Origin of the sequence: Mesorhizobium sp. B2-5-13 (assembly GCF_006440535.1) — a bacterium.
Taxonomy (GTDB): domain Bacteria; phylum Pseudomonadota; class Alphaproteobacteria; order Rhizobiales; family Rhizobiaceae; genus Mesorhizobium; species Mesorhizobium salmacidum.
In genome coordinates this window covers 1-24717 of sequence record NZ_VFUI01000037.1, presented here as the reverse complement: position 1 = coordinate 24717, position 24717 = coordinate 1, and the positions used below count along the sequence as shown (strand labels likewise).

At 64.9% G+C, this 24717-nt stretch carries 25 protein-coding genes; 11 read left to right on the top strand and 14 right to left on the bottom strand.

Annotated elements, in window-relative coordinates; genetic code table 11:
• Positions 1-249: 249 nt before the first annotated feature.
• Positions 250-945: a helix-turn-helix transcriptional regulator gene (locus FJ434_RS28785; protein WP_181166171.1), complete on the bottom strand. Its 696-nt coding sequence runs from the start codon at positions 943-945 to the stop codon at positions 250-252.
• Positions 946-1536: 591 nt separating this feature from the next.
• Here FJ434_RS28785 and FJ434_RS28780 point away from each other — a divergent pair.
• Positions 1537-2172, top strand: a complete 636-nt coding sequence (locus FJ434_RS28780) for a GcrA family cell cycle regulator (RefSeq protein ID WP_140752913.1) — start codon at positions 1537-1539, stop codon at positions 2170-2172.
• Positions 2173-2236: 64 nt separating this feature from the next.
• On the opposite strand, the gene FJ434_RS28775 is transcribed toward FJ434_RS28780, so the two are convergent.
• Together FJ434_RS28775 and FJ434_RS28770 are read right to left on the bottom strand one after the other, a co-directional pair.
• Positions 2237-2599 carry a DUF982 domain-containing protein gene (locus tag FJ434_RS28775; RefSeq protein ID WP_140508530.1) on the bottom strand — a complete coding sequence of 121 codons (363 nt, stop codon included), beginning with the start codon at positions 2597-2599 and terminating at the stop codon, positions 2237-2239.
• Between the two features lie 39 nt (positions 2600-2638).
• Positions 2639-2920, bottom strand: a complete 282-nt coding sequence (locus FJ434_RS28770) for a DUF982 domain-containing protein (protein WP_140508531.1) — start codon at positions 2918-2920, stop codon at positions 2639-2641.
• 92 nt (positions 2921-3012) lie between these two features.
• Between FJ434_RS28770 and FJ434_RS28765 the strand changes: the two genes are divergently transcribed.
• The 3 genes from FJ434_RS28765 (at position 3013) to FJ434_RS28755 (ending at position 4573) form a co-directional block, all read left to right on the top strand.
• Entirely contained in the window at positions 3013-3675 is a 663-nt protein-coding gene (locus FJ434_RS28765; protein WP_140752911.1) for a DUF1376 domain-containing protein, read from the top strand.
• Positions 3596-3901: a hypothetical protein gene (locus FJ434_RS28760; protein ID WP_140713956.1), complete on the top strand. Its 306-nt coding sequence runs from the start codon at positions 3596-3598 to the stop codon at positions 3899-3901. The genes FJ434_RS28765 and FJ434_RS28760 overlap by 80 nt, the downstream gene beginning before the upstream one ends.
• Positions 3902-3979: 78 nt before the next feature.
• Complete coding sequence (locus FJ434_RS28755; RefSeq protein WP_140752909.1) at positions 3980-4573, top strand: DUF6456 domain-containing protein; 594 nt, start codon at positions 3980-3982, stop codon at positions 4571-4573.
• 83 nt (positions 4574-4656) lie between these two features.
• Here FJ434_RS28755 and FJ434_RS28750 read toward each other — a convergent pair whose 3' ends face one another.
• Positions 4657-5010: a hypothetical protein gene (locus FJ434_RS28750; protein WP_140752907.1), complete on the bottom strand. Its 354-nt coding sequence runs from the start codon at positions 5008-5010 to the stop codon at positions 4657-4659.
• 381 nt (positions 5011-5391) lie between these two features.
• Positions 5392-6027 carry a TetR/AcrR family transcriptional regulator gene (locus FJ434_RS28745; protein ID WP_140752905.1) on the bottom strand — a complete coding sequence of 212 codons (636 nt, stop codon included), beginning with the start codon at positions 6025-6027 and terminating at the stop codon, positions 5392-5394.
• Positions 6028-6181: 154 nt separating this feature from the next.
• Between FJ434_RS28745 and FJ434_RS28740 the strand changes: the two genes are divergently transcribed.
• Complete coding sequence (locus FJ434_RS28740; protein ID WP_140752923.1) at positions 6182-7183, top strand: NADP-dependent oxidoreductase; 1002 nt, start codon at positions 6182-6184, stop codon at positions 7181-7183.
• Between the two features lie 55 nt (positions 7184-7238).
• Here the strand turns inward: FJ434_RS28740 and FJ434_RS28735 are convergent, their stop codons facing one another.
• The 7 genes from FJ434_RS28735 to FJ434_RS28705 form a co-directional block, all read right to left on the bottom strand.
• Positions 7239-7904, bottom strand: coding sequence for a GntR family transcriptional regulator (locus FJ434_RS28735; RefSeq protein ID WP_140508538.1), 666 nt, complete (start codon positions 7902-7904; stop codon positions 7239-7241).
• A 408-nt stretch (positions 7905-8312) separates the two neighbouring features.
• Positions 8313-8690 carry a hypothetical protein gene (locus FJ434_RS28730; protein WP_140752903.1) on the bottom strand — a complete coding sequence of 126 codons (378 nt, stop codon included), beginning with the start codon at positions 8688-8690 and terminating at the stop codon, positions 8313-8315.
• A 198-nt stretch (positions 8691-8888) separates the two neighbouring features.
• Positions 8889-9920, bottom strand: a complete 1032-nt coding sequence (locus tag FJ434_RS28725) for a hydroxyacid dehydrogenase (RefSeq protein ID WP_140752901.1) — start codon at positions 9918-9920, stop codon at positions 8889-8891.
• Between the two features lie 350 nt (positions 9921-10270).
• Entirely contained in the window at positions 10271-10498 is a 228-nt protein-coding gene (locus FJ434_RS28720) for a hypothetical protein (protein WP_246672727.1), read from the bottom strand.
• A gap of 33 nt (positions 10499-10531) precedes the next feature.
• A complete protein-coding gene (locus FJ434_RS28715; RefSeq protein WP_140508552.1) occupies positions 10532-10735 on the bottom strand; it encodes a hypothetical protein in 204 nt (67 codons plus the stop codon).
• Positions 10736-10942: 207 nt separating this feature from the next.
• Positions 10943-12142, bottom strand: coding sequence for an NAD(P)/FAD-dependent oxidoreductase (locus FJ434_RS28710; protein WP_246678428.1), 1200 nt, complete (start codon positions 12140-12142; stop codon positions 10943-10945).
• Between the two features lie 109 nt (positions 12143-12251).
• A complete protein-coding gene (locus tag FJ434_RS28705; RefSeq protein ID WP_140752900.1) occupies positions 12252-13775 on the bottom strand; it encodes a formyl transferase in 1524 nt (507 codons plus the stop codon).
• A 283-nt stretch (positions 13776-14058) separates the two neighbouring features.
• Between FJ434_RS28705 and FJ434_RS28700 the strand changes: the two genes are divergently transcribed.
• Complete coding sequence (locus FJ434_RS28700) at positions 14059-16206, top strand: Wzz/FepE/Etk N-terminal domain-containing protein (protein WP_246678427.1); 2148 nt, start codon at positions 14059-14061, stop codon at positions 16204-16206.
• Position 16207: 1 nt separating this feature from the next.
• Positions 16208-17554 (top strand): VpsF family polysaccharide biosynthesis protein, encoded by a 1347-nt coding sequence (locus FJ434_RS28695; protein WP_140752899.1) that lies wholly within the window; start codon positions 16208-16210, stop codon positions 17552-17554.
• An 8-nt stretch (positions 17555-17562) separates the two neighbouring features.
• On the opposite strand, the gene FJ434_RS28690 is transcribed toward FJ434_RS28695, so the two are convergent.
• Both FJ434_RS28690 and FJ434_RS28685 read right to left on the bottom strand, forming a co-directional pair.
• Entirely contained in the window at positions 17563-18831 is a 1269-nt protein-coding gene (locus FJ434_RS28690; RefSeq protein WP_140752898.1) for a cellulase family glycosylhydrolase, read from the bottom strand.
• Positions 18828-19997 (bottom strand): DUF1972 domain-containing protein, encoded by a 1170-nt coding sequence (locus FJ434_RS28685; RefSeq protein ID WP_140752897.1) that lies wholly within the window; start codon positions 19995-19997, stop codon positions 18828-18830. The genes FJ434_RS28690 and FJ434_RS28685 overlap by 4 nt, the downstream gene beginning before the upstream one ends.
• Before the next feature lie 440 nt (positions 19998-20437).
• Here FJ434_RS28685 and FJ434_RS28680 point away from each other — a divergent pair, with 440 nt between their 5' ends.
• From FJ434_RS28680 to FJ434_RS28665, 4 genes are all read left to right on the top strand, one after another.
• On the top strand, positions 20438-21607 hold the full coding sequence (locus FJ434_RS28680; protein WP_140752896.1) for a glycosyltransferase family 4 protein: 1170 nt from the start codon (positions 20438-20440) through the stop codon (positions 21605-21607).
• Positions 21604-22905, top strand: coding sequence for a hypothetical protein (locus tag FJ434_RS28675; protein ID WP_181166170.1), 1302 nt, complete (start codon positions 21604-21606; stop codon positions 22903-22905). Before FJ434_RS28680 ends, FJ434_RS28675 begins: the two co-directional genes overlap by 4 nt.
• A 9-nt stretch (positions 22906-22914) precedes the next feature.
• Positions 22915-24135, top strand: coding sequence for a GNAT family N-acetyltransferase (locus FJ434_RS28670; RefSeq protein ID WP_140752895.1), 1221 nt, complete (start codon positions 22915-22917; stop codon positions 24133-24135).
• A gap of 109 nt (positions 24136-24244) precedes the next feature.
• Positions 24245-24469, top strand: a complete 225-nt coding sequence (locus FJ434_RS28665; RefSeq protein WP_027144223.1) for a hypothetical protein — start codon at positions 24245-24247, stop codon at positions 24467-24469.
• Positions 24470-24717: the final 248 nt, after the last annotated feature.

The following is a 24717-nucleotide window of genomic DNA, read 5'->3' as shown; positions in this document are numbered from 1 at the left end:
CAAGGCGGCCCGATCGCCTTTCAAAAAACGCCCATGCATCACGTGCGCCAAATATCGGCTCCCGTGCAAAGGCCTCCCTGTGGGAGAAGGTGGATCGGCGCGTAGCGCCGAGATGGTTGAGGGGTGTTCCAGCGGAGCGAGACGTCGGCTTTCCTGGGAAAAACCCTCATGCGACCTAGCTTCGCGAGCCGCCGCCCTGGGCGAGTCACGAGCCTCGCCCGCCGCACAGGGGGGCAAAGGAAGTGAGCCTCAATACCCCAGCAGTTCCTTCAGCGGGATGACGCGCCAGACTTGCTTGATGGCGTAACGGTTGAAGGTCAGCGTCTTGGGCGGATTGTATTGTTCGACCACCAGCTCGCCCGCCGTGCGCCGGACCAGTTTCTTGATGAAGGCCTTGCCGTTCTTCTCGTTCTCTTCCGGAAAGGTCTCGATCACCACATGGTCGCCCGGCACCGCGTCGCGGCCGCCGCAATAGATCATGTCGCCGGGCTCGTAGCGCGGCACCATGGAATCCGAGAGCACATGCAGCGCGAACACTTTCGGCAGGTTGCGGATCCCTGGCGGACGCTGGACGTATCCCGCAGGCTCGCCGTTGAAGGTGAAATCGCCATCATCGCCGCCGACGGCGGCGCCGAGCACCGGAATATCCATGGCTCCGGCCGGCAGGGGGGCGGCATCGGTGACGATCTCGGCGTCCGCCACCGGGCCGGCATCGTCGAGGAAGACGACCTCGCCCTTGCCGAGCGCCACGGGGTCGACACGCAGGAAGGCGGCGGTCTTCAACAGGTTCTCGGTCTTGGGCAGGTTGCGCCCGGTTTCCCAGTTGCCGACGGCGGCGACATCGGTGTCGTTGTGCTCGGCGATGTGGCGCATGACCAGGCCGCGCTGCTTGCGTGCCTGGCGGATCGCGGCCCCGACCCTGATCGACAGTTGCGTTTTCACCATGGCCTCATGTGACCAACAAGCCCTGCTTTCGTCCATGAAAGAATGACTTGTGTCAATTTTTGAGTTGTGCTTATATCACTTCATGCAAAAGCTCAATCCCCTCAGAGTCGACAGCGCCTCCAGCCCGGCCTTGCCGGGCTGCCCTTTCCCTTCCGCCCCGGCCGCCTCCTCCCCGGCCGGGGCGAAGCGCGAAGCCGATTGCCTTGGTGCATCGGCCTCGCGTCCGGTCCGCCCGTCACTGGCGGCCGGAACGGCCGGAGCCGCCGCTCCCCGCGGCTCCGGCCCGCCATTCGACCCATTCGACCCGACCGCGGGTTGTTCCCTAATCCGCACCCAGGACGGCACCGTCATCCCTGACGAGCCGACGACGGGCAGGGCGGTCTCAGCCCCCGACGGGGACATGGCGCGGGCGCGGTTTGCGCACCTCGCCGCGCCGGCCGACCGGCGGGGCTGACGCAGCCCTTCCACGGCAATCCCAGCGGCCGACAGGCCAGACCAAGCCCGGCAGCGCCCATCGCGTCTGCGGGCGAACCCGACGCTTGCCTGACGGTGCCGTGCGCGGCGGCCGCTGGCCGCGCAATGGAGACGGACATGGCAGGCTACAGCGACAGCGAATTGCAGGCGATTGCCGCCTGGCTGAAGGACGGGCTTTCGGCATCGAGGATCGCGGCCGCGTTCAGCGCACAGCGTGGCGCGCGCGTATCGCGCAACGCCATTATCGGCATCGTCCACCGCAACGTCATGCTGGGCGCGATCGGCTTTGCCAATGGCAAGGGCCTGCCGGCGTCCCGTATGGCGACGGCCAAGACAGCGCGCCGCGCCGCCAAGGCGGAAACCACAATCGAACGTGCCGGCGCCGCGCTGCAGCCGCCCAAACCCGCCATGCGGCCGAAGCGGGCTCCTTCGCCTGTCCGGCCACGGCTTTTCCAACGCGAGGCGGGCGTGCTGATCGCCGATGGGGAAACCTACCGTTTCAAGGTACCCGCACCGCCACGTGGTCCCATCGGCCGACAGCCGCATGGCGTGGCCATGCGCTTCATCGACTGCTTGTTCAGCCGCTGCCGAGCGCCGCTCGACCTGTCGCTGGAGGAAGACCCTCAAAATGGTGCGCCCGGCGGGAGGCCGGGCCAGGACATGCTGTGCTGCGGCATGCGCACCAGGGCGATGAAAAGCTACTGCACCTATCATCAGGCGCGCTTCCAGCGCCGTGTTTGCGAAGCCGGTTGAAGCTTGGTCCCGATCGCCGCGAAATGTTGGGAGAATTGCTTTGAACAGCTATCGCGGCGCACCGCTATTTCGGTATCTGGCGGCCCTGTTTGGGCAGGCGGCTCTGCACCGTTCGTTGCTCCAGCACCGTCGCCGGGCCGCCGCCGGCAACCAGGATGCCGGCAACGCGAGCAAAGCCGGTGAACACTTTTATCGCATCGGACTGCGAGATCTGCGCCGCGATAGCCGCGCTGCAGGCGTTGAGCGCGCTGCGATAGACGTGGCCCCGCCGCTCGATCGGCCAACGCTGCAGGAAATCGGCGGCATCGCTGACGTTTTCGATCTCCTCGACATGTCCGTCCAGGGACACTTTGAGCGGTACTCCGGTTTTCATTGTACCCACGGCGTTCACCTCCGGTCCAGGCGAGGCATTCAAGCCGACGCTCATAAACGCACAAGGCCGGCAAGCGGTTGCATCGCCGCCCTCTCAGGGGCTCGCCGCGGCGTCGAGCCACTCATGCGCGCGGCTTCTTGGCTTGGCTACCAATATGCCTTGTTGCCTTGCCGCCTCTCGAAAGGCCTCAAAGGCGGGACGCGGGCAGCAAGTACCCTCGACCGCGAGCCGGATGAGCCGAGCTGCCTCGAGATAGGCCGGCGCGGTCTTGTCGGGCCATTGGTGACGAAGCGCCGTTGCGGCATCGGCCACCGAGCCGACCAGCATGGTCTTGTTGTCGCAAAAACGCAGGGTCACCGGCATGAAAGCCGTCATGGGCGGTCCTCCCGTTCGCAGGAACGCGTCATAACGTGCGGACCGGCGGCTGGTTCCATCAGCGCGGCTGGAAGCACGGCGTGGAGCGCGGCATGAGCGAACGGCCCTTCATGCAGCTCTACGTCTCTGATTTCGTCGGCGACACGCTGCAGCTCTCCACCGAGCAGATCGGCGCCTACATGCTGCTGCTGATGGCAATGTGGAATGCCGGCGGCGGCTTGCCCGACGATGACGCCAGGCTGGCGCGCGTGGCGCGGCTGCCGTTGAAACGATGGCGGGCGATCAGCGCCGAGCTGCTGGCCTTCTTCGAGCGCGAGAGCGGCGAGATCGGCCACAAAAGGCTGACGAAGGAGCTGAGCAAGGCGCGGCTCAAGAGCGAGGCGAGGGCGGCCGCCGGCGCGCGCGGCGGAGCCGCCACCGCCTTGAAAACAAAGGCGCATGCCGGGGCAAATGCCGATGTTTTGATGCGGCATTCTCCAGAATCCAGAAACCAGATGGAAAAAGCTCCCGCTTTTTCAGCGCGCGAGGCGCGCGAAAAACCGGGGATTTCGATCGGGGGCCGTGAGACGGCTTCGGGATCGCGCGGCCCGGGCCGGCCCAAGAAACCGCCGGGCTGGATCAGGCCGAAAACCCACAGCGACGCCGCCAACGCCATCATCAAGGAGATCCGCGGATATGACCACGGCCGAACTGCAGCAGGCGACGAAGGCGCTGGCGGCAATGTTCTCCTGCTTCCCGCAATCCACCCTGACTGATGTCGAGATGCAGCTGCGCGGCTATCTCGGGGCCGTCAGCGATGCCGAGCTGGGCGACCTCAAGGCCGCCATCCAGCGCTTCGTGCGCGGCGAGGTGAAGAGCGGCAACGCGCAGTTCTGCCCTTCGAGCGCGCAGCTCTGCATCGAAGTGCGCGAGCGGCGCTTGATGCGGGAGCTGCTGGCGCGGCGCGGCGTGGAGGCGGCTGCAAAGCTGGCGAAGCGATGAGGAGTTTCGATCGACAGGTCGGCGCGAAGGATCGCGACCTTCCAAGGGAACACACCCGACCCAACAGGAGCCACATCCATGCCCAAGAAAACCAAAGCCGCCAGGCCGCAGGCGCCGAAACTGCCGAAGGGCGAGGCCGAGCAGGTGCGTATCCGCCGCGAGGTCGGCCATGATTTCGCGCTGAAGGACGATGCCTTCGGCCGCAAGCGGCTGACATCAGGCACGGCCGAGGCGCGGCGCGTCTACGAGGTGTCGAATGACGGCCACACTTCCACCGGCGGCATCGTACGGGTGCGCAATGTCGACCCGCTCCTGGGCATCACCTCGCTGTCGCGCCAGCAGCGCGAGGCCGGCCTGCGCTACCGCGAGCATTTCCAGTCCAGCCAGCGGGCTGATATCAAGCCGATGCGCTGGACGGAGCGCGTCGACGGCGGTCGCATCGGCGGCGGCATCGCCGACAGCGTGCTCAACGCCGGCCGCGCGCATGCCGCCGCGACACGGGCGCTCGGGCATTGGGACGTGGCGGCGATCGTGCAGAAGGTCGTGTGCCTGGAACAGCCGGTGAAGACCGTGGCCGAGCAGAATGGCGAAGGACGCGACGTGGTGACGAAGCTGCTGAAGGTAGGGCTGGACCTGCTGGCCGTGCATTATGGGATGATGATGGGGCGTTAGCGTGGTCCAACACCGCCGAATGCTTCTGCAACGACTATGATTGATCCGGCCGACGGCATGCCGGCCAGATCAATTTTGAGCGGTCAATAGCGGCAGACACGTACCCTTTCGACGATCCGGTGGTGATGACGCCAGTGCTTCACCACCTCGGTATGGCAGCGACGACTGTGCATGAAATACCGCGTGTGCATGCCGTAATAACGCGGCCGATAGCCGTCATCGTACATGCTGTAACGGTAGTGGTGACGGCCGTAATAGGGGCCATAGTCGGAGTAGTCGCGGTAATAATCCCCATAATAGTCGCGATGTCTGGGAACGTAATAATCGTCATCATAGCCGTTCCCGATGCCGAGCGTGATGCTAGCGGCATTTGCCGGGGCCATCACCGCCACCGCCGACGCAACCGCGATCACGGAAGCGAGCAAGAGTTTTTTCATGACAACCTCCTCTTTCAAGGTGTGTCTAATAAACGCTGAGGTCGCAGCCCTGTTCCCATAAATCGCTGAATCGATGGTTCGAGCGGTGTACCGTGGCGGCGAAAGCACCTGCCGCTGGGCGGTGCCTGCCGCACCTGTCGGCGGCCACAAAAAAGATAACCCCGCTAGCGGGGCTCCGTGGCCGCCAAGCGCGGCAAGCCTGGCCAGGCTTGCGGCCGCCTGGACAACTTCGCGATTCGCGGATGGCTCCGGAGGCCTCGACATGGCGGTCTCGGCTCGGCAAAAAAAGCCCCGCCGGCGAGCCGGCGAGGCATTGATTGGAGGGTCTTGTCATCGCCCGGAAGGCGATCACGCAGCAACGAGGGCGGCTCGCGGAAAGTTTCAGCGCTCCCTCTCTGTTTTCGCGGCGATGGTTACGCCGGTCTCTGCCGGCTCCTGCCCGGCGTCCCCGCGCGGCTGCGCCATCGACCGTGCCGCATCCGCTCCGGCCGCCAGGATGCGATCCGACAGGTCCCCACCCTCCACCGCGCGGGCCAGTTGAAGCGCGCCGATGAGCGTCGCGAAGACACCGAATGCCACCGCTTCCGGATCGTTTGTATGCGGCGGGAGAGCGGCCGACACTTGGCGCACCAAAGTCATCAAGCGTTCGGTGTAGCGTTGTCGCGTTTCCGGCTGCTCCCGCGCAATTTCCGGCAACAGGGCGGCGGAAGCGCAGCCCGTGCCCGGATTGTCGCGGTGTTGCGCCGACAGATAGGCGTCTATGGCCGTTGCCAGGCCGCCGGAGGCCAGCGCCTGCGCGATCTGACCCGACTGACCCTCCAGCGCCGCCGCCATGCATTCCCGGACCAGTGCCGCCTTGGAGGGAAAGTGCGGATAGAAGGCGCCGTTGGTCAGCCCGGCGTCGCTCATGATGCTTGCCAGTCCCGAGGCGGCGATGCCGTCGTCCCGGAACCGCTGTGTGGCGACCTCCATGATCCGGCTGCGCGATGCGTCCTTCCGGCCCTTTTCGTACCGCATGTCCTGTCCTTCCCAAGACTCTATTGCATTATGATCATAACCTGATATTACGAACATAATTCAACGCATGGAAGAAAGCTAGCCCTGACGGGCTCTGGAGCATCAAAATGAAAGCGCATTCCGGAAAGACCGCGATCGTGAAAGAGCGAATATGATGAAAGCCTTTGTCGCCGACAAATATGCGAAGAAGAGCGCCTTGCGGCTCGCAGAGATGCCGATGCCCGAAATTAAGGACAATGATGTCCTGGTCGAGGTCCACGCCGCCGGCGTGAACCTTCTGGATTCCAAACTCCGGGACGGGGAGTTCAAACTCATTGTGCCTTATCGGCCGCCCTTCGTCCTTGGCCACGACGTGGCCGGCATTGTCGTGCGGGCCGGATCGAAGGTCCGCAAGTTCAAAGCCGGCGACGAAGTCTGTGCACGGCCGCGCGACGGCCGGATCGGGACATTCGCCGAATTCATCGCCATGGATGAGGCCGACGTGGCCCTGAAGCCAAAAAACCTCAGCATGGAGGAGGCCGCTTCCATTCCCCTGGTTGGTCTGACCGCCTGGCAGGTGCTGGTCGAAAGGGCAGGGCTGAGGAAAGGCCAGAAGGTCTTTATCCAGGCCGGCTCCGGCGGGGTGGGCACGTTTGCCATCCAACTGGCGAAGCATCTCGGCGCGACGGTTGCGACAACGGCGAGCGCGGCGAACATGGGCCTGGTGAAAAGTCTCGGCGCCGATGTCGTCGTCGACTATCGGAAGGACGATTTCGAGAAGGTCCTGCAGGGCTACGACGTCGTCGTGAACAGCCAAGATGCCAAGACGCTCGAAAAATCGCTGCGCGTGCTGAAGCCGGGCGGCAAGCTGATATCCATTTCAGGTCCGCCGGATCCCGGGTTCGCCAGGAAGCAAGGCCTCAACGTCGTGCTGAAGCTGGTGGTGCGGCTGCTTAGTCTCGGCATACGCCGCAGGGCCAAACGCGCCGGTGTGAACTATTCCTTCCTGTTCATGTGGGCGCAGGGCGACCAGCTGAGCCGGATCACGTCGCTCATCGAAACCGGCGTCATACGTCCCGTCATGGACCGGACTTTTCCGTTCGACCAGACCAACGAGGCCTTGGCCTATGTCGAAACGGGGCGTGCCAAGGGCAAGGTGGTCGTGAAGGTCAGATAGGGAGGGCCGGCAGGATCCAGTCTTGCGATGACGTCCGGTTCGCTAGCCGGCGTCGCTAGCTCGCAGGCGCCGCTTCGACCTCCTGGAGATAAAAAACCTTGCTCGGCTGCAGATGGTCGACGCAGAGCTGCGCCAGCACCCAATTGTCGCTGCGTTTCAGCGCCTCGATCATCATCAGGTGGTGCTGGCGCGAGATGTCGAGCTTGTCCCGGTCGGCCAGCGAATTGGCCCGCACCGGCAGGCTGAGGCGCATATAGTGCTCGATCGAGGACACCAGATAGGCATTGCCGCAGGCCGAGAACATGGTGAGGTGGAAACGGTCATTGGCCTCGTGAATGCCTCTGAGATAGCCGGCGTCGACATGGGCGCTGTAGACGTGGTGGATCTCGGTCAATTCCGCGATCAGCGCGTCGCTCGCCGGCAGGCGGATCATCAGCGCGGCCTGGCGCTGCAGCATCTCGCGCACCTCGTAGATCTGGCGGACCTCCTCGGGCGCGAGCCGGCGCACCATGGCGCCCTTGTTGCGCTCGCGCGTGGCGACGCCGAGCCTTTCCAACTGGTAGAGGGCCTGGCGGATGGTGTGGCGCGAGACCGGGAAACGGGCCAGAAGCACGTCCTCGACCAGGCGCGTGCCGGGCGCCAGCCGGCCGAAGATGATGTCTTCCTCCAGCGCGTGGACGATATCGGCTTCCTTGCCGCCATAGTCGACCGTGTTGAGCATCGCGACCCTCTTGTTGGTCCGGCCAATGAGGATTGACCCCGGCCAATTTCTCATTGGCCGCAACCCACTCTAGAGCATTTCCGGCGAAAACAGGATGCTCCATCCGTTTGTTCGCTGCTTGCGGGCCGACAGGGAAAGGCCCGCCACCGACGCGACTCGTGACGGGCCTTCTGGAGTACGCCGGGCTTCCCACCGCCCGGCCATTTCCAAAACCTGCCGGCGGCGCGATCGTTCCATCACAACAGGAAGCTTACCCCCGGGGAACGGGCCTTGCGGATCGTCTAATCTTCCCTGCACCAGGTCGCAGCATCTCGTCCATCAAGCTTCAGCTCTTGGACTGCTTTCGATTCAGACAAGGTGCAGGTACCCGTGACCGCCGACAATTTCTCACGCTTCGAAAACGTCGGCTTATTTGTGAATGAGCCATTCTATCAAGCCGGTCTCGACCCGCTCGCAGCCGGTAAACTCGGACACCAGCTTTTTGGCCAGATCGCGCCATTGACACTCGGGCAGGTTCGCTTCCCTGACCAAATCTCGAAATACAGCGCGGAGAATGTCGGCATCGAACGCGGAGACGGCAACGGGAGCCGCGTCTTCCCAGGCTTGGGCGGTGTCATCGCGATGGCGTCGGCGAAGCCGTTCCAGAAGCTCGCGTGATTGCGCGATCGCGCGCCGGGAATGGTCCAAATCGCGGCGAAAGGCGGCTTTTCCAGCAATGGAACGATGCCGTAACAGGAAGCTGGCTTCGATAGCTGCCTGCGCCATGTCTATATGGCTTTCAACCATCGCTACCTCCCTCAGGACTAATTTACTCCTCCGAAGGGGTATCTCAAAGGGGATTCAACGTACGATTTGGTACGAGGGGGAAGCTCGGCGGAGTATTGAACGGACCGGCCCGAACAGCGCAGGCGTGCGCAACGGCGACGCCCGCTTTGGTCGGGGTGTAATGTCCCGACGACCATGTCAGCCCCTGGGCGACATGCGTCAGTTCCTGTCCGACGGCTTCGAGCGCATCCTCGACACTGTCTCGCGCTCGGCGCGTTTGGAGCGCAGCGGCGGCAGGCCGCGATCGATCAGGTCCATGTCTTCCAGCACCATGTCACCCATGCGCTTGAAGGCGATGTCGAGGGCGCCGGCGCGGTGGGCGGAGCGCAGGAAGCCGCGCAGCGTGCGCACGGGATGGTCGCTCGCCAGCGGCTCTTCGGGGAAGACGTCGCTGGCGGCGAGGATATGGCCGCTCTTCACCGCCGTCATCAAGGCGGGGAAGTCGACCACGCCGGCACGGCTGAGCAGGATGAAGGCAGCGCCATTGCGCATGCTGGCGAAAGCATCGGCGCCCAGAAAGCCCTGGTTCTCCGAGGTCGCCGAGGCGACGACGAAAACGAAGTCGCTTTGCGACAGCACCTCGTCCAGCGAGGCCGGCTCGACGCCATTTTCCCTCAGTATCGACGGCGGCAGCCAGGGGTCGAACACCTTCGTGCGGGTGCGGAAGCCCGACAGCAGGCGGTTGAGCGCGCGGCCGAGATCGCCGAAGCCGATGATGCCGACATCGGCGCCCGAAAGCAGCCGCGCCGTCTGGTTGCCGTCGCCCCCCCATAGTTCCTGCCCCTGGCGGAAAGCGAGGTCGGCATCGACGATGCCGCGGGCAAGGTTGAGCGCCATGGCCAGGCCGAGTTCGGCCACCGGCTCGGCGAAGACCAGGCCCGTCGTGACGACATGGATGCCGCGCGAAAACAGCGTTTCATACGGCATGTTGTCGAGGAGATTGCTCTCGACATTGAAGACGCAGCGCAGCGCCTTCATCGCTTCAAGCGTCTCCGGCGAGATCGGCGGTTGGCCGACGATGTAGCGGGCCTCGGCAAGCACCTCGGCCGGCAGTCGCGCCACGCCGTCCGGCGTCGTCTCGACGATGCGGTAACGCGCCTTGAGCCGCGCCAGCTGCGGCGGCGTGAAGATCAGCTCGAGCGTGCGCGGCTCGGGCGCGCTGATGACCAGCGGCAAGGCGGTCTCTGACATGGCAAGCTCCTCCCGAAACGGCTTGTGGCGCTTTCTCGGTCCTAAATCTATCCCGGACTAGCGGATTTAAAAGCACGGTAGACCGATTTACTCGGCGCAGGAGCGTTTCGCTCAAAATCAGAGAGCCGTCCCGGCACGATTGACATTGCGGCAAAGCCGGTCTTCTCTGCGGTGTCCAACAAGGGGGAATAGCTGATGAAGAAATACGAGAAGCCGAGCTGGCGGAAACGCGAACGGCTTTCGGCCGTCACTGCCGCCGTTGTAGTTTCGGTAACGCTGACCTGAAGGCATTCGCTTGCCGTAACAAAGGCGCGACCGGTCGCGCCGTTTGCTTTGGGAAAAGCACGCCATCACCCCCGCGGCTTCGGCGGTGCGGGCTTCTGTTCCTCGCCGCTTGGCTCGGCGGACAGCCGCTGCTTGCGAAGGCGGGCTGTCTTTGCGTCGCGGGCCTGCCGTTCGGCGTCGAGGATGATCCGCGACTCGCGATCCGCTCTCTCAAGCTTTTTCTTGTCGACCAATCGGGCCACTTCGTTCTCCGGCGGCATGTCGCATTCCATAAAACCAATCGTGTGCGGCAAGGTTCCGCCGGATGCCGGCTGCGAGCGATCGCGTCAGGATTTTGCCTGGCCTGATCGCTCGGCGCGATGACCGGTCTGCCAGCTGGTGAGTTGGCGCTCGGCCTCGGATATGGTCACGCTCATCAAGCCGTCAAATTCGGCCATGGCTTCCATGTGCCCATGATCAATGATGGATTTGCGAAGGATGCGCATCGCCAGAATGGCATCCTGCAACGCTCGGTCGATGTTCTTGACCATGACAGGATCTCCTGCGGGCATAACCTGTCTGCGCGCCGCTGGTTCCGGCTGAACGGCACTGGATTTGCCTTTTTTCAGCGCTATGTGATTGCCCTGGGGAAGCGCTCCGGCGCTCCCCTTTCGCCGCAAGGGAGGGACAGGGTAGAGGTGCTGTCCTTGGGACAGCACCAGGGAAGCGCCTTCTGACGATAGAGGGCGGGAGGCCCCTCACGCCATGCCCGGCTCCCGCCGCAGTCCCAAATGGCGCATCTTGCGGCCGATGATCAGCAGCCGGCGTGCCATGTTGTTGCGCAGGCGCCGCGCGCGCCATTCCAGTCCGGTTTCGGTGGTGATCCGCTTGGCATATACGCTCACACGCATGCCTGCCTCGTCGGAAGCTACCTTGACCGGATCGTCATAGAAGGTGCCGATCTTGTCAGCCGCCATGCCTGGTGTTTCCAGCCAGCGTGGAATGTGGACGGAATGGAGCTGATCGACGTCGATCATGACCCGCCCTATGCCGACGCCCGGCGTCGGGCATGTCGTACAGAACGCGTCGCCAATGAAGACGACCCCGTCGCGACGGTGGCCTTGCGTCGTGGTCAGATTGACCTGCCGGACCTCGACGGGACTTGCGACAGCGAAGTTGCCGCATTGCGCGGATATTTCGGGCATCAGCTCGCAGAGCATCTTTTGCGGATCGGCCCGGAAATCCCTCGTCCATTGATCGGCCACGGTGCGATAGACGAACATGTTGGCCCGCATCTTGTCGCCGAGAGGGAAGATGGTGACGTAGGCTACGCGGTCGCTGGCCCGCCTGCCGTAGCAGGTGACGGCCCGAAAGCCGCAGTCGAGCTGTGAGACGGCGAGGTCGAAACCCATCGACAGCGAATGGGCTTTCGATTGCTCGATGCGTTCGACGCCGATGGCGCGCCGCACCGCTTCGCCGTAGCCGGTGGCGACCACCAGCAGGCGGGCAATGATGACGCTGCCGTCGCTCAGCACCAGGCGCTGCCGGTCGGGTCCGGTCGAGACCTCGACGACCTTGCCGACCGTTAGCGGCACTTGCGGGGGAAGGGCGTCACGAAGCCCGTTGATCAGCGCGCCATAGGAAAATGCGTATTCCGGCCTGCGCTCACGCGCGAACAGCTGGCCGAGGCGGAAGACGTGAATGTCGTCAAACGGTGTGACGAGATGCATGATCGTTTTGTCTAGGCCGAGCTTCTCGAACAGCCGTATCTGGTCGGTACCGATTTTCTCGGCCCGGAACTCGTCGTGATGGATCCGGTGCGGGTCGATCAGCGCCACCTTGCGGCCGGCTTTTCCCAAGGCGGTGGCGAGCGTGGTGCCGGCCATTCCGGCGCCAACGATCGCCACGTCGACTTCGGCCGGGACAGCCTCGACGGTGGTCATCTCGCTGCCCTTCATGCCAGTCACCTTTTGTCTCTCCACAAAGTGTAGTGGAAAATATCTTCCGGGCCGTATCAACCTCAAGCAACCAGCGCGGGTGGCTGGTAGTAGCAAATGTTTAGGTTAACTACGGTTGCCTCTTCTGTTTCCAGCGCGGCGCGATCGCCGAGCCATCGATGAACTCCAGGCCGCCTGCCTCGTTGAGCGTGTGCAGCTTGCGCCCGCTCCATAGCGCGCCAGAGGTTAAGATCGTCTCGACACGCTGGTCCATGCCGTTCAAATCAAGGTGAGTGACGCGTGCGATGCCAAGGGCGCCGCCGTAGCTCCTGCGGCAGTCCTGCACCGGGCGCAGCAACTGGCCCCCGCGCTCCACCATGCGTCCGGCCGGCCGCGCCGAGGCGATATCGATCAGCACCGGATTCTTGGGATGCGGCGTCCAGGGGCCGCGAAAGTCCGGCGCCGACCACAGATGCAGCGCGTCGGAGAAAGCGCCGCCTCCGTCCCGGGCGGTGCCTTCACCGTCCCGGACGGTGGCAAACATCCACCACGAGCCGCCATGCTCGACCAAGGTGGCGTCGCTGGCGACGATATCGGACAGCAGCGTCGCTTCCTTGACCCATCCGCCGGGGAAGGCGGTGGCGCGGTAGAGATCCACCGTGCGGTTGGCGCAGCTTTCCGGCACCATCCAGACCTGGCCGTCACGCTCGAAGACGAACGGGTAGGACAGGTGGTAGGGCAGGTCGAGCACCGGCTCCGGACGGCCGATCGGCCCTGACGGGCCGAACGGCACGGCGGAGATGATGGCTCGGCCCAGATGGTGGATATAGTCCTCGACGAACAGGGTTACCTGTCCCTGGTAAAGGATCGGGAACGGATCGGCGTAGAAGCGGCTGCCGTCGTCGGGCAGCTCTTGCCAACCCGATGCCGGATGCGCGCGCAGGTCGAACAGATCCCGCCCTCCGGTCTCGCGCCAGCCGACCTTCCAGTGCGGAGCATTGTAGCAGAGATGGTAGATCTTCTGGACGACGCGCCGCGCCAGCGCCTTGCCCGCCCTGACGCCGAGCTTGCCGGCCGAGGGCAGCGACGGCGCACCCCTACCGTCCATCGGCTCGGGCAGGACGGGCAGGGCGCCGCGTGCGGCACCCGTCACCGCCGCCAGGATTAGGCTTGCCGTGCGCGCCAGCATGTCCTGGAAGGCGGCAAGCGCGATGCCGCCATATTCGGTGCCCAGGCGTCCTTCCGCGACGACGGCACCATTCTCCTCGACGCGGGCCAGCGGGGTCCGGCCATCGAGGATCGACGCCAGCAGGGCGGCTTCGCCGCCGGCGCCGTCATAGGTCACACGCCAGACGCGTGTTCCCTCCACTTGCACGTCGCCGCAGAGGTCGAGCACGAGGTCCAGCGAGACGGGCGTCCGCGTTTGGAAGGGTGCCAGCGCCGACAGCGGCAGGCGCTTGGCCAACCCATCCGCGGGCAAGCCGTGGATGACCGTTTCAAGCTGGAACAGCGCGGCTATGCTGCCTGGAATGCCGCTCCCGGCCGGGCGTGCGTCGACGCTGACCTCGACATCGGCGAGCGCGGCCAGGCGCTGCAGCAGCAGCAGGTGAAAAGCACGGAGGCAGTCGCTGTCCAGGCGCAGGCTGACCTGCATGTCGCACCCCTAGAATTCTGATGTTTCGTAACGGCCGGTGTTCGACTTTTGGGCACGATAGGTGGGCGACGGTCGGACTGGAGGGAGATGTTGCTCCATTTCCATTCGTTTCCCGCTCGCTTGCGCCCTGTCAACACGGCCCGCGCCTTTGCTACGCAAACTCCGTGCCAAAAATCAGAAGAGCTCCCAACATAATTAATAGTGTTTTAACAGTTGGAGTAATAGCTAGGCTGAAGCCGCAATTTAGTCTTTTGAGGCATATGGAGTGTTGTCGGAGCGACCTTTGCAATCATCCCTGCTCTCGTTGCCGCAACAACAAGCTCCGCAGGCGATGCAATATGCGCCGGAGCCACCTCCGGCCGCGTCGTATCCGTCCTCGTCCGTCGAGCTGGGTGACCTGAAGCGTATATTGGTGCGCCGCCGTTTCCTGATCCTCGCCACAGCCGCACTGCTGACCCTTGCAGCGCTGCTCTATGGACTGTTCACGCCGGCGCTCTACAGCTCGGTGGCGGAGATCATCGTCGATCCGCAAGACCTGCAGGTGGTCACCAACGACGTCAATCCGAGCAGGGTTCCGCCCGATGGCGGCATCACCATGGTGGAAAGCCAGGTTTCCGTCGTCCAGTCGAGCGGCGTGCTGCTCAGGGCTATCGCGGCGACCAACCTGACCGAGGATCCGGAATTCAACGGACAAGGTGGGTTGTTGAGCCGTTTGCTCGGCGGCGTCCTAGGCTCGGAGTCGACCGAGACGGACAAGACGGGGGAAACGGACAAGACGGGGACGACGCTCGATGCACTGCGCCGGCGGCTGGCGGTCAAGCGGGCCGACAAGGTGCTGGTCCTCGACGTGATCGTCACCGCCAAGAGCGCCGACAAGGCGGCGAAGCTCGCCAATGCCATCGCGCAGGCCTACCTGGCCGACCAGGCCGCGGCGCGCGCGAAGATGGCCACGGACGCTTCCGACTCGATCACCGCGCGGCTGGAAGAGCAGCGCAAGCGCGTCCAGCGGGCCGAGAATGCGGTCGAGGCCTACAAGTCCGCCAACAACATGGTGATGGCCGCGGGCAATCTGGTCAGCGACCAGGAACTGACCGAGATCAACACGCAGCTAGCGGCCGCCCAGAGCCGCACCGCGACGCTGAAGGCGCAGGTCGACCAGTTGCGCCGGTCCGGCGGCGCACCGGACGCGACCTCGGAAGCGATGCGATCGGCGGTGATTTCGAGCCTGCGGGCACAGGAGGCGACGCTTGTCGACCAGGTCTCGCAGCTCGGCACGGAACTCGGGCCGCGCCATCCCTCGATGATGGCGGCCCAGCAGCAATTGCGCGACACGCGCGCGCTCATCGCGCGCGAACTCGTCCGCATCGGCGCTGCCGCCGAAACCGACTATGAGCGGGCACTGGCCAACCAGCAGGCGCTGGAGGCCAAGGTCGCGGGCATGAAGAGCAAGTCGCTCGACACCGACCAGGCCTCGGTCAAGCTGCGCGAACTGCAGCGCGATCTCGAGGCGGTGCGCTCGGTCTACGCCACCTACCTGCAGCGGGCGCAGGAAACGCGCGAACAGGTCAATGTCGACAGCACCAATGCGCGCATCATCTCCGACGCCATGCCGGCCCTGAAGAAGAGCTGGCCGCCGCTGTTGCTGCTGGTATTCGGCGCGTTCTTCGGCGGGCTGGGGCTCGGCACCGGCATGGCGCTGATCGCGGAATATTCATCGCCGACGGTGCTTTCCAGCGCGCAGATGCAATCGGCGATCGACGCGCCCGTGGTGGGCGTGCTGCCGGCAAAATCGGCGCGCCGCCGCTGGTGGCCTTTCGGCGGCGCCCCCGCGCAGGCCGGACAGAAGATGGACGCCGTCGCCGGCCTGGCGTTGAGGCGCCTGTTCTCCTCCAGCCGGCGTCCGCCGGACTGGCCGCTGGTGCCGTCCATCCTGCTGACGTCGGCACCGGAAGACGCAGCGCAACGGGGCCGGGTGGCGCGCCTGCTGGCCAACGCTGCGGCTGCCAGGGGCAGCCGTGTCCTGTTCATCGACACCAATGCCGGCAAGGGCCACAAGGAACCGCAGCCCGGCCTGCTCGACGTGCTGCGCGGCGAATATGCCTTCGAGGCGCTGAGCCACTACGTGCCCGGCAGCAACGTCGCGGTTCTCGGCAAGGGGCGGCCAAAGGCTGCCTTCTCCGAGGCGCAGGGCGTCTATTACACGCAGCACATGCTGGCCCAGGCGAGCCGCAATTTCGAACTCGTCATCGTCGACGGCGGCGCGCTGGCCGACAATCTCAACGCCTCGCCGCTGGTCGCCATGGTCGACGAGATCGTGCTTGTCGCCACGCTGAACGCGACGCCGATGCGCGATGTCACGGCGGCCTCGCAAGCCATTTCCGTCATGGGGCGGTTGCCGACCGGCGCCTTGCTGGTCGACGAGGCGGCCTGACATGTCTGCCATTCGGGGTGCCGCCCGGTCCGCCACTCCGGCAGCCGGCTGGGCCAGCCAGGGTCATGCAGCGACCGCGCGCCGCACCGGCAATTCACTCGACTGGGTGACCGGCTATGGCCTGGTTGCGGTGGTGGCGTTGCTGTTCAGCATCTCGGGCGGCATGCTGTGGCTGGTGGGCTACAATTACGACGGGCTGACCGGCAATCCGGCGACCAAGATCCACCCTTCCACCTATCTGCTCGTGCTGATGTTTGCCTGGCGCGCCTGCACGTTCGGCAACCCGGTCGGCTACACGCTGGCCATCGCCGACAGGCGGCCGGCGAGCGCGCTGCTGGCCGTCATGTCGATCATGCTGCTGGTCATCGTCATCATCAGGCAGCGCCCCGGCATGGCCGGCATGATCGACACGTTCGTGGCGCCGGCGCTGCTGGTGATGATGCTGGCCGAGACCGATGAAAAGATATTCGCCCGCATGCAAACGGTGGTGCACGCGGTGATGACGGTGAACGCGCTGCTGGCGCTGTTCGAGTTCGCCACCAAGACGCTGGTCTTTCCCTACCGGCTCGACGGCGTGGTGTTCATGAGCGACCTGCGCTCGACGGCGCTTCAGGGGCATCCGCTGTCCAACGCCACGATCACCGCGATATACGTGCTAGCGCTGCTTTCGGGTTCGCGATCGCTGTCCATGCTGCCGCGGCTAGGGCTGATCGGCCTGCAATGCGCGGCGCTGGTCGTGTTCGGCGGGCGCTCGGCGATGGTGACGACGATCGCGCTCGGCGGCATCTATCTGCTTTTCAGCGGCGTCGCTTATCTGCGGCGAGGACGCATCAGCCTGCCGGGTGCCGCCCTTGCGGTCATGCTCGCCTCGCTGCTGCCACTCGTGCTCGCCATGCTGTTCTCCTACGGCTTCTTCGACGCGCTGCTGGAACGCTTCGTGTCGGACAGCGGCAGCGCCAATGCCCGCGTCGAAATGTTCGAGCTCTTCAAGCATTTCGAACTGCGCGACCTGATCATCGGGCCCGATATCGATCTCATCGAAAACCTGCGCCGCATCAACGGCCTCGAACAGGGCATCGAGAACCCGATCATCCGCCTGCTCCTCTATCAGGGCGCCTTCTTCACCCTGCTGTTGTTTCTGGGCTTCGCACTGTTCATGCACGAAGTGGCGCGCCGCTGCCATCCCGGCATCTGGTTGACGATGCTGGGCTGGCTGATCCTGCTCAACACCTCCGAAAGCCTGGCGTCCAAGACGACGCTGATGACCAAGTTCGTGGTGATCGCGCTGGCGCTGTACCGGCCGGTGAGGGTGGGGGTACGACGCCCGGCGCAAGCGCCGCGAGCGTAGCGCTCTCTCTACTCCGGCATCCTCAGCCCCAGCGCATCCACCATCGCAGGGTCGAGCGCCCGCGTCGTGTCGTCCATCATGCCCATGCCGTCGAAGAGGTCCCAGAAGGCCCAGGGAAAGCCTGATGCCTCGGCGCTCTGCCTGACATCTGATATGTAGCGGGCGCGGTCGGGGTTCGGGGCGGCGACGTAGCGGGCGTCGGTGCGCAGCGCGCCGAATTCGCCCATGATGACGCGCTGCGGCGCGATGCCGTGGCTGTCGGCCCAATCGCGCGCCTGGCTCAGATATCTGTCGATGAACCAGCGGTCGGGCCTGGCGTCGAAATAGACCCTCAGCACGCGTTCGGTCTCGGCATAGGCGGCCTGCTTGTCCGCTTCGGAGGTCTCGGCGTCGTAAGCCATACGCGCCCTGACAGAGGCCAGCGTCTGTTCCAACGAGCCGGCGGAGGCCGGCCATGGCACGTTGTTGAGCGCGCGGTAGACGGGCTCGCGCATCCAGGGCGCGCCCTGATGGCTGAACAGATAGGGTTCGTAGAAATGGAAGGTGAAGAGGATCGGCTCGAAGGCCGCCAGCGGTTCCGGATCGAGCGCGGCGAGCCCGCTCACCATCGAGCCGCAGCCGCCGGTGACGACAAGCGGCAAGGTCGGGGATGATGCCCTGGCCGCCGTCAAAAGGGCCGCCTGAACCTTCGACCAGACATTGGAGGAGCAGGATTGCGGCGGCTCGTTGACGGGTTCCAGCGCCACCATGCCCTGTGCGAACCGCTGCAGCCTGCCGGCAAGCGTGCCGACCAGCGCGCGATAGGCTTCGAATTCCGGCGCGGCGGTGCTGGAGACCATGCGGTCGGGAGTCCAGTAATGGGTGGCGCCGTTGGCCTGCACGTTGACGATGATGCCCAGACCGGCATCGATGACGGCCGCCACGGCATCGTCCAGCATCGTCAGCAATTTTGCACGCGTGGCGGCGTCGGCGGCCAGGAACGGGCCGGGATCGACGGGCAGGCGGATGAAATCGAGCCCGGTCTGACGCAGCCGGCGAAGGTCGTCCGGTGTCGGCACCGGCCGCTGCGACTGGAAGGGCGGCCAGTCATAATCGGTGCGCGGCGCCGGAAATTCGCGTGTCAGCGCGAACCAGGGCCAGGCATTGACGCCGCGGCGAAAGCGCCATTCGCCAGTGGCGGCCGGCGCGGGCGATGCGGTCGAAAGTGCCGCGGTGGCGGGCACCAGCGCCGTCGACAGCGCGGTCCCCAGCAGCCGCCGTCGCGACCAACCCGTCATACGGCGCCGGGCGAGGGGCGATCGACCGGCATGGCCGCAGCGGCGGGCACGCCCAGAAGCCGATAGGCTTCGCTTTCATAGGCAAGCAGGACGTCGTCCCAGCGAAAGGCTTCGTTGGCGCGGGCCCTCGCGGCCTCGCCACAGGTCCTGACCAGGGCGTCATCCTCCATCGCCTGCCGCATCCGCTCAGCGCAGCTCCGCGCGTCGGTGAAATAGATGGCGGCCGCATCCGCGGTCCATCGGTTGTAGGGGTTGTCGTGGGCGATCACCATGTTGCCGGCGGCCAGCGCCTCGACCAGCGACGGGTTGGTGCCGCCGACAGTGTGGCCATGCAAATAGGCGCGCGCGTGAAAACGCAGCGCCTTCACCGCTGCCTGATCGTAGATGGCGCCGGGCAGCACCACCGAGGCGTTCGCCGCCTTGCGAACGGCGACATGATAAGGGATCTGATCGGAAAGCGTGCCCAGAACCACCAGCTTCATGTCGCGCTTCTGGCTGCAGAAGGCCTCGACGATGGGCAGGATGTTGTTGTCGGGCTCGATGCGCGCGATCGAGATCAGATATTTGCCGGGCTCGAGGCCGAGCGCGCGCACCGGCGCCGCCGGTGCCGATGTCACGGGGTCGGCGCCATAGGTGATGGTGGCTATGGCGCTGCGCGGCCGGCGCGTCGCTAGGTGTTCCGCGATCACGGGGTGGTCGGCGACCAGACGGTGCGAGGCCCAGGCGCCGATCCACTCGTTGAGCCAGAACCATGTGCGCGCCGCCACACCCCATTTGGGCCGGCGCCACTCGATGCCGTCCATGTTGGTGATGATCTTGCGCCGCATCAGCCTCAGCCAGGTCAGGAAGACCGCGCCATTATAGCCGAGCACCAGGCAGACACCGGGCCGACGGGCAGCGTCGAGCACGCATTGCCAGTCGAATTCCAGCGTCGCGCGCGGGCCCTTCGAGGCGACCTGGACATGGATGAGCTCGATGCCTTTCCAGGTGTCGACGCGCACCCTCTGGTCGACCCGCTCGACTTCATCCTGGCAGTAGACGCCGACCTTCCAGCCGCGCCCGGCAAGAAACAGCGCCACCTTCTCGGCGAATGTTTCAAAGCCGCCATGGGCAGCGGGAATGCCGCGCGTCCCGAGGATCAGGATGGTGGGCGTTTCCGGTTTCATGGCTGGTGGCGCTTTCAAATCCGCTCGCTCCGCAATGCGCGGGCCGTCTCGTCTGGAAACCACAGTCCAGCGATATCCATGCCAGACTCAGTTCCGCCCATTATGGCCCTGGGATGTAAAATATTTCTTCCAGCGGCCGGAGTTGTTTCACTATCGGTCAACTATCGCGGCGTATGTGTATCGAAACAAGGCAATGCCGCGACCTGGCGACCAGCAGACGGTCAAGTCAGGGCCGGCATGATCCTTGCTCGTGGACTTCTGTGCGCCACATCGGCGGAGGACGTGCAGCATTGGCATGGTGATCGGGGTTCCACATCCGCTCGTCACCATGCCGGCTATAAGTGAAGTCCAAAGGGGTGTTGGGCTTGAAATTTCCAGTCGCCTGATCCGTCAGGTGGCGGGATCATCAAACTACCCCTGGCAGAAAGATGCATGGGAATATGCGGATTGCATGCGTCCATCAGGGCTATGAACTCTATGGTTCCGACCGCAGCTTCGCGGAGAGCGTGGCCGCGCTGCGCGCCGCGTTTCCGTCAGCCGACATCGAAGTGGTGCTGCCGCGCGGCGGACCGATCGTACGGATTCTCGAACCGCATGCGACCCGGATCGTCTTCGAGCCGCTCTGGGTGCTGAGGCGCCAGGCCATTGCGCGCCTTGCCACGATCGAGATGGCGCGGCTGCCGGTCGCGGTGCTGAGGGCCTGGCGGCGGCTCAGGGATTGCGATCTCACCTATGTCAACACCTCGATCGTGGCCGACTACGCGCTGGCCGCGCGCCTTCTGCCGCACAAGGCCGTGCTGCACGTCCACGAAATTCCCGAAGGCGCCATGCGCAGGATCCTTGTCGGCCTGATGCACTGGAGCCATGCCGATCTCATCTTCAACTCGCGCGCCACCCGCGCCGCGTTCGGCGAGCCCAGATCCGCGCGCTCCCATGTGATCTATAACGGCGTCGCCGGCCCGGCCGCGGCCGAAGCGACGACCTATGACGGCAAGCGCCCGCTCAAGGTGCTGCTGCTTGGCCGCATCAACAGGATCAAGGGCCAGGAAGTGCTTTTGGAGGCGATCGCCTCGCTGCCGGCGGAACTCAAGTCGAGGATCGAGGTGCGGCTGGTCGGCGGGGCCTTCGAAAGCGTCGAACGCGAACGCGCGCTCGCCGAACTGGTCGGGAGCATGGGACTCACCGGACGCGTCAGCGTGCTGCCCTTCATCCCCGACCCGTCCGAGCATTATCGCTGGGCCGATATCGTCACCGTGCCGTCGCGGCGTCCCGAATCGCTCGGCCGTGTCGCCATCGAGGCGATGGCCTATGGCCGGCCGCCGCTGGTGTCGGCGATCGGCGGGCTGGTCGAAGTGGTCGCCGACGGCGAAACCGGCTGGCATGTTCCGCCCGGCGATGCCGCCGCCCTTGCCGGCAAACTCGAGGAAATCATCCTGCGGCCGGAGGCATGGCGCTCCTTTGTCGCCGCCGGGCGGGCGCGCTACGAGGCGGTCTTCAGCGAGCCGGTCGCGGCGGCAGCGATTGCGGCAATAGCCGCGGACAAGCTGAAGGCAGCCATCGCCAAGCCGGGCCGGACAGCAACCGCCCGGCAGGCGGAGACACGGCCGTGAAACTGCCTGGCCATCTGGTGCGGCGCCTCGTGCTGATGATCGGCGGCGAGGCGATGCAGAGCGGCTTCCACTTTGCCCTCAACATCGCGCTGCTGCACATGCTGTCGGCGCAAGGCTACGGTCTCTTCGCCATCGGCATGGTGATGGGCGGCGTCGGCCTGTCCTACATCAGGTCGCTCACCGCCGTTCCCGCCTCGATATGGATGAGCAAGAGCACCAACAGCGCCGGCGTCAATGCCTATGACGTGGCCTTCGGGACGGCGGCGCTGGTCGTTGCGTTGCTGATGGCCATCGGCACGGCGATCGTGATGCGTCTTTTGGGCGATCCCAGCGGAATTGCCGCCGGCTGGTTCGTCGGCGCATGGTCGCTGCGCAGCCACATGCGCACGGCCTTCTTCGCACGCCGCCAGCAGGTGATCGTCTCCATCAGCGATGCTGCCTTCACGATCGCCGGCACCATCATGGCCGGCCTTGCGATCTGGCTGGCCAGGGATGCGCTGCAGAGCGTGTTCTATGCACTTGGGGCGGCCAACCTGTTTGGCATCTTCGTCCTGGTTCGGCTGGCGCGCCGCACGATGCGCATCAGCTTCCGCATGCCGACGCGGCGGCGCTATGCAAAGCTCTGGTCGCAGCTCTGCTGGTCGGCTTTCAGCGCCACCACCGCCAACATCCAGGGCCAATGCCTGGCGCTGCTGGTCGCGGGCATTGCCGGACCGGCCGCCTATGCGCCGCTGGCGGCGGTGCTCGTGCTGTTCGCGCCGCTGCGCATCATCAGCCTCGCCTTCGTGAACATGACGCAGCCGGAACTGGCCAAGCTGATGCGCAGCAACGAAACGCGCCGTGTCTGGGCGCAGGCAAAGCTGTGGGCTGTCGTCATGGGGCTCGGCGCGGTGGCCTATGGATGCGCCATCATGTTTGTCTTGCCGATGATAAAATCCCAGGCTCTCCAGGATGCCTCGGTGGGATTCATCGGGCTTTTCGTGATCGCGAATTTCGTCCCGATCATGCTCTACATCATGCCCCGCATCGTGCTTGAGATACTGGGTGACTTCCGCATCGTGGCGTTCATCACCTTGGGCGGCGCCATTGTCGGACTGGCGTTGATCGCGATCCTGCTGGCGGTCGCGTCTCCGCCCTGGTCGCTGGCGGGTTCCGCGGTCTCCGAGATCTTCGTGCTCGTGGCATCATGGTACTTCGTGCATCACCGAATGTGGAACATCGAACACCCGGACCAGCAGCACGACAGCCGGCTGGGCTCGTGGCGGCGGGCGGTTTCGTTCGCCGCGGCAAGACGATAGGAGAGAGATGTGTCAGGCCAGGCAGTGCAAATTGCTGCGGTGACGGACTTTCCCGGCGGGCAGGTTCGGCATCCCGCCGCGATCGCGGCGAACGGCACCTATACGGCGAAACTGCATACCAGCCTGGAAGCGGTCAGGCCGCTCTGGCTGCGCCTCCAGGCGGATGGCATGTGCACCGGCCACCAGAATTTCGCCTGGGCAGAAGGGATCGTGGCGCGGCTGTTGCCGGAAAGCGCGGAACTCCTCATCGTGGAGGTGGGCGACGCCGCGACCGGCGAACCCAGAATGCTGGTGCCGCTGATGCGGCGTAGGGCGTTCCACCATTGGGTGGTCGAATGGTTGAGCGGTGGCGTCTGCGACTACGCGGCGCCGCTGCTGGCCGATGCCACCCCGTGGACCAGGCAATCCGCGCAGGCTGCGTGGGCGGCGGTCCGCTCGGCGCTGCCGCCGTCGGACCGCGTCCACATTGTGGGAATTCCGCGACAGATCCACGGCGTCGCCAATCCGCTGGCCTTGCTCCCGGACACGCGCGATTCCATCCAGACCGCCTTCGGCCTCGCCATCGACGGCGACCCGGAAACAGTCCTCAAGCGTCATTGCAGGCCATCCTTCGTCAAGGAATTCGGCAAGGACTGGCGTCGCCTCGAACGGCTTGGCAGCGTGGAACTGATCGAGGCCGACGCGCCGGCCGAGGTTGAGCGTATCTTCGGCGAATTGGTGCGGATGCGGCTCGATCGCTTTCGCGAGCTTGGTCGCTTCGACTTGCTGACGCAGGAGAAGATCGTCGATTTCTACCGGAGCGCGGCCATTCAGGGCCTGTCGGATGGTTCCGTGCGGCTTTTCGGGCTGCGCGTCGGCGAGGCGCTGATCGCGGTTCAATATCTGCTGGTTCATCAAGGGACCGTTCACGCTCTCCTGATAGCGATGGACCAGAGCGTCGCGCCCAATGTCTCACCAGGGCTTACAATCATGGGCAGGTTAATCGGCTGGGGGCGCGAACAGGGCTTTGGGTATTTCGACCTGTCCGTCGGCAACCAGGGCTACAAGGAACATATGGGCGCAAAGGGCTCGGAATTGGTCGAACTCTGCCATGGGTTCACGATGCGGGGCAGCGTGGCCAATGCCGTCATCGAGTTCCGCAGGCGGGCCGAGGCTTTCGTGCGCACCAAGCCGGGACTTTACAAGGCCGTACAGGGCGTGATGCGCCGTTTGCGGCGGTTGAAGACCTGAAGGACGCCCGCGAAATTGACAGGGCCGCGCGTCTCCGCCATCCTTGGGGGCAGTCGCCGAGCCGCCAAGAGCGGCCGGGTTCCGTGTCAGGCGACCGAGGGCGAAGCGCATGTCCACTGCCGTGAACAGCCAGAACTCCAAGCGCGCCGCGGTGCGCAAGGCGCTCGACCGCCACAAGGTCTACATTACCGCGCAGCGTTTCTCCGATGGCACCTACAGTGCGCGCGTGCTGGTCGACGGCGAGGCCTACTGGGTCGACGAATTCCGCTTGAGCCAGTTGCAGCAGGGGCTGTCGCCGGCCGAGCTGGAACTGACGCCGGCGATTGACGATTGAGACCAAGTGAAAAATCGCGAATGGTGCAAACGTAGCGCCCTACGGCGCCCCCCTCTGTCCTGCCGGACATCTCCCCCTCTAGTGGGGAGATCGGCAATTTCGCCTGCCGCGCTATTCTTTCAACGTCCGATATTCGCGAAGGCCGCCGTGAAGTTCGGTCTCCCCCCAAGAGGGCCTGTTGCGCAATTCTGGCATTGTGATTCACTTCGATTATTGCTCGGAGGGATTTGCGATGGCGGTGAAGCGGA